The sequence below is a fragment of the Rhizobium sp. RU20A genome (genome assembly GCF_900155885.1).
In the GTDB taxonomy this organism is placed as follows: domain Bacteria; phylum Pseudomonadota; class Alphaproteobacteria; order Rhizobiales; family Rhizobiaceae; genus RU20A.
On record NZ_FTMB01000013.1, the window covers coordinates 73,820 to 87,567 of the forward strand.

The following is a 13,748-nucleotide window of genomic DNA, read 5'->3' on the forward strand; positions in this document are numbered from 1 at the left end:
TGCTGACGGTTTTGTCTCGGAAGGGGGCTGCGGCATCGACGCGCCGGCGCCAGGACACAGCATGGCCGGCACGGCGATTGGGCGCCGTGCCGGCCAGTGTCGATGTCGGGGAAGACCTTGCGCCCGTCAGTTGGCGGTGCTGAAGGTCTTGATATAGGCGATGACGTTGTCGACGTCCTTGGGATCCTTGAGGCCGGGGAAAGCCATCTTGGTACCCTTCACCATGCCCTTGGGATCGGGAAGGTAGGCCTTCAGCAGGGCTTCGTCCCACGTCTTGCCCTGGCCGAATTCCACCATGGCGGTGGAATACTTGTAGCCTTCGACGGTGCCAGGCTGGCGGCCGATCAGGCCTTTCAGCGACGGGCCGACCTTGGCCTTGTCGGTATCGACATTGTGGCAGGCCATGCACTTGTTGAACACTTTCTTGCCGGCATCGGCATCGCCTGCCTGGGCGAGGGCGAGCGTGGGAGCGGTGAGACAGGCGATGCTGATGGTGAATGCGATGAGCTTGGACATGCGTTACCTCCCGTAACAGCTGGGATATGAGAGCTAGGGCACCTGACGAAAAAGTGAACAGTGGCCTCGCGGCCTTTCAGGCACCGTTGGCCGAAGAACGTTTCCGGTAGCGCTTTTGCGCTTCGGAGGCCGTCCTGCGGTTGGTTTTGCGGGCAGGCCTCCTCCTGTCCGCCGCGCGCTGGTGTGGGGCGCAATCGGCCGCTTTGCGCCAAGCGACCCATTGTGTAGTGTCGGCGTGTGCATTTGGATCACCCGGGGGAGCCCATGGCCGCCATCATCATCATCGCCGTTGTGGTCCTGGCTGCTGCCAGCGGCGCGGTCTTCAAGCCCGGCCCCTGGTATCAGACCCTGCGCAAGCCCGGCTGGACGCCGCCCAACTGGGCCTTTCCGGTCGTCTGGTCGGTGCTCTACATCGCCATTGCCTATGCAGGCTGGAGCGTGTGGACGCTGTCCGGCTGGTCGCTGCCGATGGTGTTCTGGGTGGTGCAGATCCTCGTCAATGCTGCCTGGTCCTGGCTGTTCTTCGGCCTGCGCCGCATGGATCTCGCCCTTGCGGATATTGCCGTGCTGTGGCTGTCGATTGCCGCCTTCATCATCACCGCCTGGCCGGTCTCGACGCTGGCGGCGCTGCTCTTCATTCCCTATCTCGCCTGGGTCACCACGGCCGCCTTTCTCAACCGCGCCGTCATGCGCCTGAATGCGGCCGCCTGAAACGGGCGAGCATGTCCACCCCGTGGGCGACCAGCGATCCCGCCATCAGCGCCAGGATCGGCACGTCCCCCGCACCCGAAAGCGCAAGGCCGACGGCCGCGAGCAGGAAACTGCCGGCAAGCGCATTCGGCGCGAGCACGGCAAGGCGCGCGCGTGGCTGCGGGGCAGCAAGGCAAAGCGTCGCCACCTCCAGCCACAGCACGACCAGCGCCAGAGCGCCGACCCAACCCGCCATGAGCCAGTCGATCAGCCCGCTCATTTCTGCCTCGCGGCGGGTGTCACGAGCTGCTTGAGATCGCGCAGGAAAACCCTGAGATGCGCCAGCGGATCACGCCGCACGATGCGCTTTTCGAGATAGGATTCCCAGGTCAGCCGCTGTACGTCGGGATCGGCGCACATGGTCACGAATTTCTCCCGCATCCGGTCGGAGCGATACCAGACGGCCTGCAGGATGCCGAGAATGAGGAAGACGCGGCCATGCGCCTTCATGAAGCGTTTGCGCGCCGCCTTCAGCGCTTGCGGCTTGTCCGTCCTGAGACACGTCTCCACGGCTTCTGCCGCGAGCAGACCGCATTGCAGGGCATAGTAGATACCTTCGCCCGAGGAGGGTGCGACGGTGCCGGCGGCATCGCCCGTCAGAAGCACGTTGCGGCCATTGTCCCAGCGCCGCATGGGTTTGAGCGGCAGCGGCGCGCCTTCGCGGCGTAGAGTGCGGGTGCCATCGAGGCCGGCCGCAGCGCGCAAGTCTGCGGTGGCGCGACGCAGGTCGTGTCCCTTGACGCCCGAGCCGCAGCCCACCGACACCTGCTTGCCATGTGGAAAGACCCAGCCGTAGAAATCCGGCGAAATGCGCCCGTCATAGATGACATCGCAGCGGTCGGCGCGAAAATCGGCTGGATCCGGTGCGTCCGGTGCCTCGACGATCTCGTGATAGGCAAAGACGTAGCGCGGCTTGTCGGCGGGCGAAAACATCAGCCGCCGCACGGTGGAGTTCGCCCCGTCAGCGCCGATCACCAGCCGCGCCCGCAGGGTGACCGGCTCCGTGCCGGGAGCGGCTGCGCGCGAGGGAGAGAGCGTCAGCGCCAGCGGTTCGCCCGGCCGCTCCTCGATGGCCTCCAGCCGCCCGGTGAAGGGCGTTGCGCCCGCCGCTTCCGCCCGGCGGCGTAGATAGGGGTCGAAGGTCGCGCGGTCCACCATGCCGACATAGCCGGCCGTGCCGATGCGCATTTCCACCGCCTTGCCGGAGGGCGCGATGACGCGGGCACCATGGGCCCGCGCTACCAGCATCTCCGGCGCGATGGCGAAATCCTCCAGCGCCCGGCAGGGAATGGCGCCGCCGCAGGGCTTGATGCGGTCGCCGGGATCGACGAGCAACACGGATGCGCCGCGCCGCGCCAGCCATTCCGCCGCGATTGCCCCGCTCGGCCCCCCGCCGATGACGGCGACGTCGAAAAGCGCGGGAAAGGACTGTGTGGTGGTGCTTTCGGCTGAAGGTGTGTCGCGTGGCGTCTGCATCGGTCTACTCCGCTGCAAGAGGGTGTTGGGAGAGCGTCGCCATCGGGGATGGCTTGCGCCGGCCAAGCCGCAACGCCACGAGGCTGGAGGCGAGGAAGAGCGTGGCCTCCAGCGCAAAGACGATCATGAAGGCCTCGCGGTCGGAGGCGGTGAAGCGCCGGCCGAGATCGACGACGAGGCTGCCGGTGAGGCCGCCGAGGCCGAAGGCGATGGCCTGGGCCGCGCCCCATACGCCCATGCGCAGGCCGGCATTTTGCGTGCGCCCGTCCGCGGCAAGGCCCATCATCGTGCCGATCGCGGCGACGGCGAAGAGGCCGTTGGCTAGGCCGAGCGCAAAGACCGTGCCTTCGAGCGGCCAGTGCGGCGCGGCCGCCGCGGCCATCACGAGCAGCGCGAGCGCCCCCGCCGAACCGAGGCAGCCGGCGACGATGAAGACCCGCGCCAGCGCCGGGGCGCGCCGGCCCGCCAGCCATCCGCCAATGCCGACCGCCGCCATGCCGAGGAAGACGCCCGCATGCTGCGTGCCGGAAAGCGTCGTCGTCTGGCCCGGCGTCATCGCAAACAGGAGGCCGGCAAAGGGCTCGAGGATCAGGTCCTGCGTGGAATAGGCGAGCATGGAAAGGAAGATGAAGAGGGTGAAGAGGCGTGCTTCCCGGTCCTGCCAGACGTCGCGCAGACTGTCGCGGAAGGCGATGGCCGGCTGTTCAGGCTTGCCATCGGTGAGCGGCGCGGTGCCCCGCTCGATGCCGACGAGCGCAAGACAGGCGACGGCGAAGACCACAGCACCCGTCAGCGCCGTGATGATGACGAGGCGGGCGTGCGAATAGGGATCGAGCGCCGCACCCGTGACGATTGAGGTAACGATGATGCCGAAGATCATCATCATCCAGGTGATGGTGGCGGCGCTGGCCCGCCGTCCGGGCGCGGTGCGCGTGGCGATGAGGGCGAGCAGCGATGTGCCGCTGGCCCCGATGCCGATGCCGATCAGCCCGTAGGCGATGACGGCGACGAGAAGCCCGAGCCGCATGTCGCGCTCGAAGAGGAAGGTGGTGGCCGACGCGAGCGTTCCGGCAGCCGCCAGAAGCGCAAGGCCGGCGAGGATGAAGCGGGTGCGCGAGGCGCCCGCGTCGGAGCGGTGCCCCCAGAGCGGCCGGGTGATCTGCACGCCATAGTGCAGGCCGACGAGAAGCCCGGGAATGACGGCGGCAAGGCCAAGCTCGACCACCATCACCCGGTTGAGCGTCGAATTGGTGAGGACGACGATGGCGCCGAGAGCGGCCTGCACGAGGCCGAGCCTTGCGATGGCAAGCCAACCGAGACCTTCGCTGCGGGCTCTACCGGAAAACCAGGCGCGTCGTCCGGACATCGGCCTTCTCCTTCACATCGCGAAAACGGGCAGGGCAAGCGTGCGCAGCGCCACGGCCGTCACCATCATGCCGGTGACGTAAAGGCCGACGCCGATGGCCGAATACCAGACGGCGCGGGCGACGGGATCGCGCAGGAAGCGCGCCATGCAAGCGATCTGCACGCCGATCAGCAGCGCCAGAAGGGCGGCGGCCAGCGGCAGGCCGTGATGGAGCAAAAGCGCGGCGACACCGACCTGCGGGACGGCCATGACGAGGCAGGCAATACGCGCGGCGTTCTGAGCCCCATGCAGCACCGGCAGGGTGGCGATGCCCATCTGCCGGTCGCCGCGGATCGACTTGAAATCGTTGAGCGTCAGGATGCCATGGGCGCCGATGCCGTAGAGCAGCGCGACAAGCAGCATGGCCGGCGCGGGGGCCCCGCCCTGAAGGGCCGCGGCGGCGGTGATCCAGGGCAGCGTTTCGTAGCTGAGGCCCACCACGCCATTGCCAAGCCAGCCATTGCGCTTGAAGCGGAAGGGCGGCGCGCTGTAGGCCCAGGCGAAGGCGATGCCGATCAGCGCCGCGAAAAACACGAAGGGTCCGAGGAGCGCCGCAACCAGCGCCGAGAGAACCGAGGTGATGATGGCGATGGCAAGGCCCCAGCGACCCGGCATGCGGCCGGAGGGAATGACCCGGTCCGGCTCGTTGATCGCATCCACATGGCGATCGAACCAGTCGTTGATCGCCTGGCTGGACCCGCACAGCAGCGGGCCGGCCAGAAGGATACCGACGAGCGCGATCGGCGCGCTGGCAAGCAGCGGCGCCCCGGAGGCGATCGCCCCGCAGGCATAGGCCCACATCGGCGGAAACCACGTGATCGGTTTCAGGAGCGCGATGACGGAGGAGGGATGGGGAACATCCGACCGAAATGTGGGTGAAGGTGTGATCGCCATGCGGGAAGGCTATGCCTGCCGCCCTGGAGTGTCAAATGAAATTGACACTTTTCGTGTGAGCCAAATGGAGGCCGTGTTCAGTGTCCGTCGACGGCGGGGCGATAGTCTTCCAGCCCGTAGCGGCGCAGCTTGATGTAGAGGCTCTGGCGCGACAGGCCGAGCATCTGGGCGGCCAGCGCGCGGTTGTTGTGGGTCTGGTCGAGCGCGGCCTCGATGCAGATCTTCTCGATGACATCGAGCGATTCCCGCATCAGGTCCTTCAGCGGCACCTTGCCGACGAGATTGGCAAAGCCCTCCGCCTGCTGCTCGCCGGCGCCGGGGGCCGGAATGGCCAGCCGCTCGGCAAGGGCCGGCGGGGTGGCAAGGATCATCTGGATCTCAAGCGTCTGCGGATTGCGGCGGGCGGAGATCAGCACGGGCCGGTCAGCGGCCAGATTGTCGGTCAGCGTCGCGGAAAAGCCCCTGACCACCGGCTCTTCGGCAAGACGCGAATAGAGAACGTGGATGTCGAGCGCGGATTTCGCGAACCACGAAGAGACCGGACGGCCGAGCACCTGCGGCAGGGATGGGGCGTGGACGATATCGAGGAAGGCGGCATTGGCGGCCAGCACCACGCCGTCCGCAGACGTCTGCACCGCGGCCTCCGGCAGGTCGGAGAGATCAACGACATGTCGCTCCGGCTTGACGGTGCGCTGGCGGCGCGCCTCGCCCGCATCGGCACTTGGCCAGACCGTGACGATGAGGTTGGTGAAGCCGTTTTCGCGGTAGGCCCTGAGGCCCAGCGAGACGGGAACGCCCTTGGCGCTGAGGATGGTGTCGAGCGAAACGGGATGCGGCGCATGGCGCGCCTCGCCCACGGCATCGCTCAAGCGGTCGCGCTCGTCCTTGTCGAAGAGCTCGCGCAGCGGCTTGCCGACCACGCCATTGTTGCCGAGCGAGAGCAGCGACAGCGCCGCGACATTGGCATCCAGCACGGTGCGCTTTTCGCCATCCACCATGATGTGGCCGACGGCGGAAATCTGAAAGGCGGTGCGGTAGCGCGCCTCGGCTTCCTGCAGCTCGCGATATTCGGACTCCAGCTCCATCTGGGTCTCGACGAGGCGCTGCTGGTCGCGCATCTGCTGGCGCAGCTCGCGACCGACGACGAGCGTAAAGGGAAAGCCCGCGCCGCCATAGGCGGAATAGACGACGGGCAGATCCGGCCGGCCGCTGGCGCGGTGATTGACCTGATAGCCGCGCACGCGCCGCCCCTCGCCCGTCACGGCCAGCATGGCGTCGATCTTCGGCACAGATTCGATGGTCACGAGATCCTGCAGCCGCTTGCCTTCGGCCTTGGAAAGGCCGGAGCGGCCGAGCTCCTCGTCGGCGAGATAGATGCGGTGGACGGCATGGGCATCGTCGACGAGCATGACGATATCGGCGCCAAGACCCACAAGCGCACCGACGGCCTCGGGGTCGAGCGACTTCAAGAGCCCGACCACACTGTCAAATCCGTCGTTTTCGCTGTGACCGTTGAGGGTCTTCATGGAGCGAGCCAATCGTTTCCGGCCGTCTCGGCCGTTGTGCGGCCATGACCTGGAGCCTGCTGGCTAGCCTTCCTGAACTCATAGAAGCATTCGCATATCCGTGATGCGGAGTAAATGCTGTCGCAGATGCAGTCAATCCCCAAACTCACAAGAAAATCAACGCAATCGAGGGCTGCGATGCCGCCGGCGACGATCGGGGCCTGCCTGTCCGGCGTCACGCGCCGGATGGTCTCGACGAGATCGGTGAACGCGCCGCGCAGCTGTTCGTTGCTCCAGCCGATGCAGATAATGTCGGCCTGCTCGATGGCGCTTTCGAGCTTTTGACCGCTGGCGGTGCGCCCGTCGACGATGCGGTGCGTCCAGCCGAGCGCATCGAAGAGCAGGGCAAGGAGATGCAGCATCAGCGTATGCTGCTCGCCAACCGGCGCGACCAGAAGCACATGGGGCGTCGCGGGCCTGAGCTGGATCTCTCGAAACTCGCCCGACATGGCCCGGATGATCTCCTGCAGCCTGGCGGTGGCGATCGTCACGTCGATGAAGTTGCAATCGTCCTCGACCCATTTGCGGCCGAGCAGCCGCGCCGTGGTCTCGAGGAAGAGGATGCGGTGGAAATCCGGGCGCTCCGGCGGAAGGTCATTGCGCAGGAAGCCGCGCAGTGCCGGCAGGCCAATATCGGGATCCACCAGCATCGCGCAGAAACGCGCCAGAGGACCGTCATAGTCACGGTCGTGCTCCAGACCCAGTTCGTAGCGCGTTGCCAGCTTGTCGGCGGTCATCAAAGCCACCGTTCCCTGTATGATACGGCGCAGTTCATCCCGTTCGCCAGACCCTAGGTAGCCTGCCACGGTGCCCGGGGCAAGCAATCCCTTCGAACCATGGGGTCGCGAATGTGTTCCCGTCTCCTCCGGCGCTTTGGCCTCGCGGGCCGCAGTGGTGCTCGGATGAGCGCTTCCCTCCTTGGTCCGCGTGTGTCGCGTCCTGCCGTCCCCTGGCGAATTGTCCATGTTGCCCCCGCGCCGAAGCGCGCCCCCCATGACCGACAACGTGCATTTTTGGCGCGTGGCCGTCCGGGGCAGATGAGGCCGCAGACCCGCGAGCAGCACAAACATGACGGGAATGGCGGAGGATGTAAATGGAAAGTTACGTCAACTCAAGTTGACACTTTCCGCTTTAGGGGATTAGTCTTGCGAAATGTCCCGGCGCGGCCCAACCGCTCCGGGGCTCGCTGGGGAGGCGAAGACACGCGATGGGCAAGACCGGACAATCGGCAGGATACCCCATCCTCTACACGCAGGAGGAACGGCGCCGGCGCGACGCGAGCGTCTGGACGCTGGTGCAGGGCATTCTCGCGCCCGTGCAGTTCGTGATCTTCCTCGTCAGCCTCGTCCTTGTCCTTAACTACCTCTGGAGCGGCGAGGGCCTGTGGGCCGCCTCGGTCTCGGTGGTGGTGAAGACGCTGGCGCTCTACGCCATCATGATCACCGGCTCCATCTGGGAAAAGGTCGTCTTCGGCCGCTATCTCTTTGCGCCGGCCTTCTTCTGGGAAGATGTCTTCTCGATCCTCGTGCTGGCGCTGCATACGGCCTACCTCGTCTGCCTGCATCAGGGCCTTCTGGCGCCGGGTGCGCTGATGGCCTTGGCGCTGGCGGCCTATGCGACCTACGTCGTCAATGCCGGGCAGTTTCTCTGTAAGCTGCGGATGGCGCGGCTCTCCGCGCCGATGCGGGCGGAACCCGTGGCCGGCCTTTCCGCGGCGGGGCGCACGCCATGAACAAGCCCTTCCCGCCCGTTGCGCTCAATGGCGTCTGCATCGATCCTGATCGGGTTCAGGGCCTTTCCGGCACTGATCAGCCCGGCCGCATCCTGCGCCAGCGTGGTCAGCATGAGGTGTTCTGCGGGCTGACCTCGATCATCTGGCTGCATCGCAAGATGCAGGACGCCTTCTTCCTGATCGTGGGCTCGCGCACCTGCGCCCATCTCATGCAGTCGGCCGCCGGCGTCATGATCTTTTCCGAACCGCGCTTTGCGACCGCCATCATGGAAGAACGGGACCTTGCCGGCCTTGCCGACATGCATGACGAACTCGACGGCGTGGTGGAACGGCTGCTGGCCCGCCGGCCCGATATCCGCATGCTGGTGCTGGTCGGCTCCTGCCCATCCGAGGTCATCAAGCTCGACCTCGCGCGCGCTGCCGAACGGCTGGACGCGCGCCATCAGCCGGCCCGTCGGGTGATCGCCTATTCCGGCAGCGGCATCGAAACCACTTTCACGCAGGGCGAGGACAATTTCCTGGCTGCTCTCCTTGCCGACGCGGCCAAACGCGCGCCTGGCAGGACGGACAGCCCGGCCCGCCTCGTCGTTGCCGGCTGTCTCGCCGATGTCGTGGAGGACCAGTTCGCCCGCCTGTTCACGGCCCTCGGCATTGATGGCGTCACCTTCCTGCCCGGCCGCAGCGCGACGGACAGGCTGACCGTCGGTCCCGGCACCCGCTACGTGCTCGCCCAGCCCTATCTCGGCGCGACGGCCGCGGCGCTGGAAAAGGCAGGCGCGAGCCGCATCGACGCGCTCTTCCCGCTCGGGGGCGAGGGCACGCGCGCCTGGCTGGCCGCCATTGCCGATGCCTTCAAGGTTGATCCCGCTCGCTTCGAGGCCGTGATCGCAAAGCCGCTGCAGCGGGCCGGCGAAGCCACGGCCCATTACCGCCATTGGCTTTCCGGCAAGCGCGTTTTCTTCTTCCCCGATTCGCAGCTCGAACCCTCGCTCGCCCGTTATCTCCAGCGTGAACTCGGCGCCGCGATCGTCGAGGTCGGCAGCCCCTATCTGCACCGCGAGCATGTGGCGGGCGAGCTTGCGCTGCTCTCCCCCGACGTTCTCGTCAGCGAGGGGCAGGATGTGGAGCGGCAGATCGACCGCTGTCGCGCCGCCAGCCCCGATCTCATCGTCTGCGGCCTCGGCCTCGCCAATCCCTTCGAGGCCGAAGGGCGTGTGACGAAATGGTCGATCGAGTTCGCCTTCACCCCCATTCAGGGCTTCGAGCAGGCCGGCGATCTCGCCGAACTCTTCGCGCGCCCACTGATGCGCGCGGCGCTGCTCGATGACGCCGCCAACCGGGAGCGCCTCTCATGAAGCTCGCCATGTGGACCTATGAGGGACCGCCCCATGTCGGCGCCATGCGCATCGCCGCCTCCATGAGGGGGCTGCATTACGTGCTGCATGCGCCGCAGGGCGACACCTATGCGGACCTGCTCTTCACCATGATCGAGCGGCGCCCCTCGCGCCCGCCCGTCACCTACACGACCTTCCAGGCCCGCGACCTCTCGTCTTCCACCGCCGACATCTTCCGCGATGCCTGCCGCGAGGCGGTCGAGCGCTTCCGGCCTGAGGCTCTGATCGTCGGCGCCTCCTGCACGGGCGAACTGCTGCAGGACGATCCGGGCGGCCTTGCCCGCACGCTCGATCTCGGCCTGCCCGTCATTCCGCTGGACCTGCCGAGCTACCAGCGCAAGGAACACTGGGGCGCGGCCGAGACCTTCTACCAGATCGTGCGCGCCTTCGCCGCCAACCGCCAGCGTCCCGAGACCATCGACCCCTTGAGCTGCAACATTCTCGGGCCGACGGCGCTCGGCTTCAGGGTGCGCGACGACGTGACCGAGATCCGCCGCCTCCTGGAAAGCGAAGGTATCGACGTGCGCGTCATCGCGCCGCTGGGTGCGAGCCCCGCCGACCTTGCCCGCCTGCCGGATGCGGCTTTCAACATCGTGCTCTCGCCTGAGATCGCCAATCCCGCCGCCCAGTGGCTGAAGCGCACCTATGGCATGCCGATCGTTTCCACCGTGCCGATCGGCATCGGCGCGACGCGCGATTTCCTTGCCGAGGTGCGCGCTGCCGCCGGCCTGCCGCCGCGTCCGCTTGGCGCTCAGGCGGGCCGCGATCGTCTCACCTGGTATGCACGCTCGGTCGACAGCACCTACCTCACCCGCAAGCGCGTCTTCATCTTCGGCGAGGCGAGCCATGCGGTGGCCGCCGCGCGCATTGCGACGGAAGAGCTCGGCTTTACCGTCTGCGGTCTCGGCACCTACATGCGCGAATTCGCCCGCGAGATCCGCGATGCGGCGGCGCGCTACGGCGTCGAGCCGCTGATCACCGACGATCATCTCGAGGTCGAGGACGCCATCATCGCGGCGCGGCCGGAACTGGTGCTGGGCACGCAGATGGAGCGCCACGTCGCCAAGCGCCTGCGCCTGCCCTGCGCGGTCATCTCCGCGCCCGCCCACGTGCAGGATTTCCCGGCCCGCTATGCCCCGCAGATGGGATACGAAGGCGCCAATGTGATCTTCGACAGCTGGGTCCATCCGCTGATGATGGGGCTCGAAGAACATCTGTTGCAGATGTTCCGCTCCGATTTCGAATTCAACGACCACGCCGCCGCCTCGCATCTTCATCCACACGCCCCCGCAGCGCCCGCCTCCGCGGCGGCGCAGCCGGTGCGCGATGAGAGCGCTGACGGCGCCACCGCCATCGATGTCGGCACGGGCTGGACGGCGGATGCCGAGCGGGAACTGAAGAAGGTGCCGTTTTTCGTTCGCGGCAAGGCACGCCGCAACACCGAAGCCTTTGCCGCGAGCCGCGGCATCCGGTCCATCACCGTGGAGACGCTGTATGACGCGAAAGCCCATTTCGCCCGTTGACAGCACCCCGGTCCGGGTCGTGCTGGTGACACTCGACAACCACATCGTGGCGGCGGTCGACGATGCGCGCGCGGCGCTTCTTGCCGACATGCCGGGCCTGACGCTCTGCGTCCACGCCGCCACCGACTGGGCCGACAGCCCGGCCAAGCTTGCGGCCTGCCGCGCCGCCATCCGTGCCGGCGACATCGTCATCGTTTCCATGATCTTCGTGGAAGAGCATGTGCGCGCCATCGCCGACGTGCTGGAGGAGCGCCATCGGCTGTGTGATGCCATGGTCTGCTGCATGTCTGCCGGTACGATCATGAAATATACGGCCATGGGCCGCTTCCGGATGGGCGAGGAGCAGAAGGGGCCGCTGGCGCTTTTGAAGAAGCTGCGCGGCTCCAGCTCGCGCGAGGGGCGCGACAGCGGCAAGACGGCCGGCGAGCGGCAGATGGCCATGCTGCGCCGCCTGCCGAAACTGCTGCGCTTCGTGCCCGGCACGGCGCAGGATGTGCGCGCCTATTTCCTCACCCTGCAATATCGCATCGCCGCCTCCGACGAGAACATCGCCAACATGGTGCGCCTCTTGGTCGGGCGCTACGCGCGCGGCGAGCGCAAGGGGCTGGCGGGGCGCATCCAGGCGGCCGATCCCGTCGATTATCCCGATGTCGGCCTTTATCATCCACGCCTCAAGCCACGCGTGACGACGGATGCGCGGGCTCTGCCCGCGCCCGCCGAGGTTCGCGGCACGATCGGCCTTCTGCTGCTGCGCACGTACATTCTCTCCGGCGATACCGGCCACTATGACGCCGTGATCGCGGCGCTCGAAGCGCGGGGCTTCCGCGTCGTCCCGGTCTTTTCGAGCGGGCTCGACATGCGCGCGGCGATTGCCCGCTACATGGACCCGGCCGCGGGCGGGCTTGGTATCGATGCGCTCTGCTCGCTCACCGGCTTCTCGCTGGTCGGCGGCCCGGCCTATAGCGATGCGACGGCTGCGGCCGGCACGCTGGAAGGGCTGGGCGTTCCCTATCTCTCGGCCTTCGTCACCGAGTTCCAGTCCCGCGAGGTCTGGGCCGCCTCCACGCAAGGCCTGACGCCGATCGAGACGACGCTGATGGTGGCGATCCCCGAACTCGACGGGGCCATCGGCTCCATGGTGATCGGCGGGCGCTCCGATTGCGGTGGTGCGGCGAAGGCCTGCATCTGCGCCCGCAATGTCGGCCAGTGCCCGGCGGGGCGCGCCTGCATGCATCCCGACGACGAGCGCGTGGCGCTTCTTTCCGACCGCCTCGCCGCGCTCGCCACGCTTCGCCGCACCGCCCGCGCCGAACGGCGCATCGCCGTCACCCTCTTCAACTATCCGCCGAATGGCGGCAGCATCGGTACGGCCGCCTTCCTCGCCGTCTTCGAAAGCCTTTACGAGACGCTGCGGCGCCTGAAGGCCGAGGGTTACACAGTCGAACTGCCGGAAAGCGCCGAGGCGCTGAAGGCGATGCTGCTGGAGGGCAATGCCGCGCTCTCGGGCACGGAAGCCAATGTCCACGACATCATTCCGGTCGATCGCCATGTGCGCCACCAGCGCCATTTGTCCGAGATCGAGGCGCAGTGGGGTCCGGCGCCGGGCCGCATCCTCTCCAACGGGCGCGGCATTTTTGTGCTCGGCCGCCAGTTCGGCAATGTGCTCGTCGCGCTGCAGCCCTCCTTCGGCTATGAGGGCGACCCGATGCGGCTGCTCTTCGAGGGCGGCTTTGCGCCGAACCATGCCTTTGCGGCCTTCTACACCTATCTGCGCGACACGTTCGCTGCCCATGCCGTGCTGCATTTCGGCACCCATGGCGCGCTGGAATTCATGCCGGGCAAGCAGACCGGCCTTTCCGCCACCTGCTGGCCGGACCGGCTGATCCGCGACCTGCCCAATTTCTATTTCTACGCCGCCAACAATCCTTCCGAAGGCTCGATCGCCAAGCGCCGCTCGGCCGCGACGCTCGTCTCCTACCTCACCCCGCCCGTGACCCATGCCGGGCTCTACAAGGGGCTGGCGGAGCTGAAGGCGAGCCTTGACCGCTACCGCCTTGCGCCGCCGGACGCGCTGGTCGAGCGCCAGCGGCTCGTCGATCTCATCACCGCCCAGGCCGGCGCGCTGGACCTGTCGCCGCTCTCGCCCGTCGCGGGTGATGATGCGCTTGTCAGCCATCTCCTCACCGCCATCACCGAGCTCGAATATGCGCTGATCCCGCACGGCCTGCATGTGGCCGGGCGCGGGATGGGGCGTGATGGGCGGCGCGACATGATCGAGCACGTGGCCGCGGGCATGGGCGAGACGAGCCCTGCCCTTCCGGCCCTTGCCGAGGCGATCGCCGATGGTGACGAACTGGCGCTCGCGCGCCTCTTGTCGGGCGCCGACGCTGCGCTGAGGGAACGCGTCGCAGGCCTCGTCCAGCTCAACGTCAACCTTGCCGACAACCGCGAACTCGACGGCCTCGTCCGGGCGCTGGACGGGCGTTTCGTGCC

Annotated in this window: 12 protein-coding genes; 5 read left to right on the forward strand and 7 right to left on the reverse strand. The window is 67.2% G+C overall.

Annotated features, from left to right (window positions below):
- Positions 1–126: 126 nt before the first annotated feature.
- On the reverse strand, positions 127–516 hold the full coding sequence (locus tag F3H41_RS20100) for a cytochrome c family protein (protein ID WP_149740482.1): 390 nt from the start codon (positions 514–516) through the stop codon (positions 127–129).
- Positions 517–780: 264 nt separating this feature from the next.
- On the opposite strand from F3H41_RS20100, the gene F3H41_RS20105 reads away from it, so the two are divergent.
- Positions 781–1,227 carry a TspO/MBR family protein gene (locus tag F3H41_RS20105; RefSeq protein WP_149740484.1) on the forward strand — a complete coding sequence of 149 codons (447 nt, stop codon included), beginning with the start codon at positions 781–783 and terminating at the stop codon, positions 1,225–1,227.
- On the opposite strand, the gene F3H41_RS20110 is transcribed toward F3H41_RS20105, so the two are convergent.
- The 6 genes from F3H41_RS20110 to F3H41_RS20135 all read right to left on the reverse strand — a co-directional run bounded on the left by F3H41_RS20110 (position 1,202) and on the right by F3H41_RS20135 (position 7,343).
- On the reverse strand, positions 1,202–1,486 hold the full coding sequence (locus F3H41_RS20110) for a hypothetical protein (protein WP_149740485.1): 285 nt from the start codon (positions 1,484–1,486) through the stop codon (positions 1,202–1,204). The genes F3H41_RS20105 and F3H41_RS20110 overlap by 26 nt on opposite strands.
- Positions 1,483–2,742: a geranylgeranyl diphosphate reductase gene (locus F3H41_RS20115; protein ID WP_149740486.1), complete on the reverse strand. Its 1,260-nt coding sequence runs from the start codon at positions 2,740–2,742 to the stop codon at positions 1,483–1,485. The genes F3H41_RS20110 and F3H41_RS20115 overlap by 4 nt, the downstream gene beginning before the upstream one ends.
- 4 nt (positions 2,743–2,746) lie before the next feature.
- A complete protein-coding gene (locus F3H41_RS20120) occupies positions 2,747–4,108 on the reverse strand; it encodes a BCD family MFS transporter (RefSeq protein ID WP_149740487.1) in 1,362 nt (453 codons plus the stop codon).
- Positions 4,109–4,120: 12 nt separating this feature from the next.
- Positions 4,121–5,041 carry a chlorophyll synthase ChlG gene (gene chlG, locus F3H41_RS20125; protein ID WP_149740489.1) on the reverse strand — a complete coding sequence of 307 codons (921 nt, stop codon included), beginning with the start codon at positions 5,039–5,041 and terminating at the stop codon, positions 4,121–4,123.
- A gap of 77 nt (positions 5,042–5,118) precedes the next feature.
- Positions 5,119–6,567 (reverse strand): helix-turn-helix domain-containing protein, encoded by a 1,449-nt coding sequence (locus F3H41_RS20130; protein WP_149740491.1) that lies wholly within the window; start codon positions 6,565–6,567, stop codon positions 5,119–5,121.
- Entirely contained in the window at positions 6,564–7,343 is a 780-nt protein-coding gene (locus tag F3H41_RS20135) for a cobalamin-binding protein (RefSeq protein WP_149740492.1), read from the reverse strand. Before F3H41_RS20135 ends, F3H41_RS20130 begins: the two co-directional genes overlap by 4 nt.
- 470 nt (positions 7,344–7,813) lie before the next feature.
- On the opposite strand from F3H41_RS20135, the gene bchF reads away from it, so the two are divergent.
- From bchF to F3H41_RS20155, 4 genes are all read left to right on the forward strand, one after another.
- On the forward strand, positions 7,814–8,338 hold the full coding sequence (bchF, locus tag F3H41_RS20140) for a 2-vinyl bacteriochlorophyllide hydratase (RefSeq protein WP_149740493.1): 525 nt from the start codon (positions 7,814–7,816) through the stop codon (positions 8,336–8,338).
- Positions 8,335–9,693: a ferredoxin:protochlorophyllide reductase (ATP-dependent) subunit N gene (locus F3H41_RS20145; protein ID WP_149740495.1), complete on the forward strand. Its 1,359-nt coding sequence runs from the start codon at positions 8,335–8,337 to the stop codon at positions 9,691–9,693. The genes bchF and F3H41_RS20145 overlap by 4 nt, the downstream gene beginning before the upstream one ends.
- Positions 9,690–11,255: a ferredoxin:protochlorophyllide reductase (ATP-dependent) subunit B gene (bchB, locus tag F3H41_RS20150; RefSeq protein WP_149740496.1), complete on the forward strand. Its 1,566-nt coding sequence runs from the start codon at positions 9,690–9,692 to the stop codon at positions 11,253–11,255. The genes F3H41_RS20145 and bchB overlap by 4 nt, the downstream gene beginning before the upstream one ends.
- The coding region (locus F3H41_RS20155; protein ID WP_149740497.1) for a cobaltochelatase subunit CobN at positions 11,227–13,748 on the forward strand (2,522 nt) is incomplete at its 3' end. The genes bchB and F3H41_RS20155, both read left to right, overlap by 29 nt.

What these genes read in the sequence shown, in the direction of transcription:
- F3H41_RS20100 (WP_149740482.1), bottom strand. Translation starts at nt 516, where the DNA reads ATGTCCAAGCTCATCGCATTCACCATCAGCATCGCCTGTCTCACCGCT.
- F3H41_RS20105 (WP_149740484.1), top strand. Translation starts at nt 781, where the DNA reads ATGGCCGCCATCATCATCATCGCCGTTGTGGTCCTGGCTGCTGCCAGC.
- F3H41_RS20110 (WP_149740485.1), bottom strand. Translation starts at nt 1,486, where the DNA reads ATGAGCGGGCTGATCGACTGGCTCATGGCGGGTTGGGTCGGCGCTCTG.
- F3H41_RS20115 (WP_149740486.1), bottom strand. Translation starts at nt 2,742, where the DNA reads ATGCAGACGCCACGCGACACACCTTCAGCCGAAAGCACCACCACACAG.
- F3H41_RS20120 (WP_149740487.1), bottom strand. Translation starts at nt 4,108, where the DNA reads ATGTCCGGACGACGCGCCTGGTTTTCCGGTAGAGCCCGCAGCGAAGGT.
- chlG (WP_149740489.1), bottom strand. Translation starts at nt 5,041, where the DNA reads ATGGCGATCACACCTTCACCCACATTTCGGTCGGATGTTCCCCATCCC.
- F3H41_RS20130 (WP_149740491.1), bottom strand. Translation starts at nt 6,567, where the DNA reads ATGAAGACCCTCAACGGTCACAGCGAAAACGACGGATTTGACAGTGTG.
- F3H41_RS20135 (WP_149740492.1), bottom strand. Translation starts at nt 7,343, where the DNA reads ATGACCGCCGACAAGCTGGCAACGCGCTACGAACTGGGTCTGGAGCAC.
- bchF (WP_149740493.1), top strand. Translation starts at nt 7,814, where the DNA reads ATGGGCAAGACCGGACAATCGGCAGGATACCCCATCCTCTACACGCAG.
- F3H41_RS20145 (WP_149740495.1), top strand. Translation starts at nt 8,335, where the DNA reads ATGAACAAGCCCTTCCCGCCCGTTGCGCTCAATGGCGTCTGCATCGAT.
- bchB (WP_149740496.1), top strand. Translation starts at nt 9,690, where the DNA reads ATGAAGCTCGCCATGTGGACCTATGAGGGACCGCCCCATGTCGGCGCC.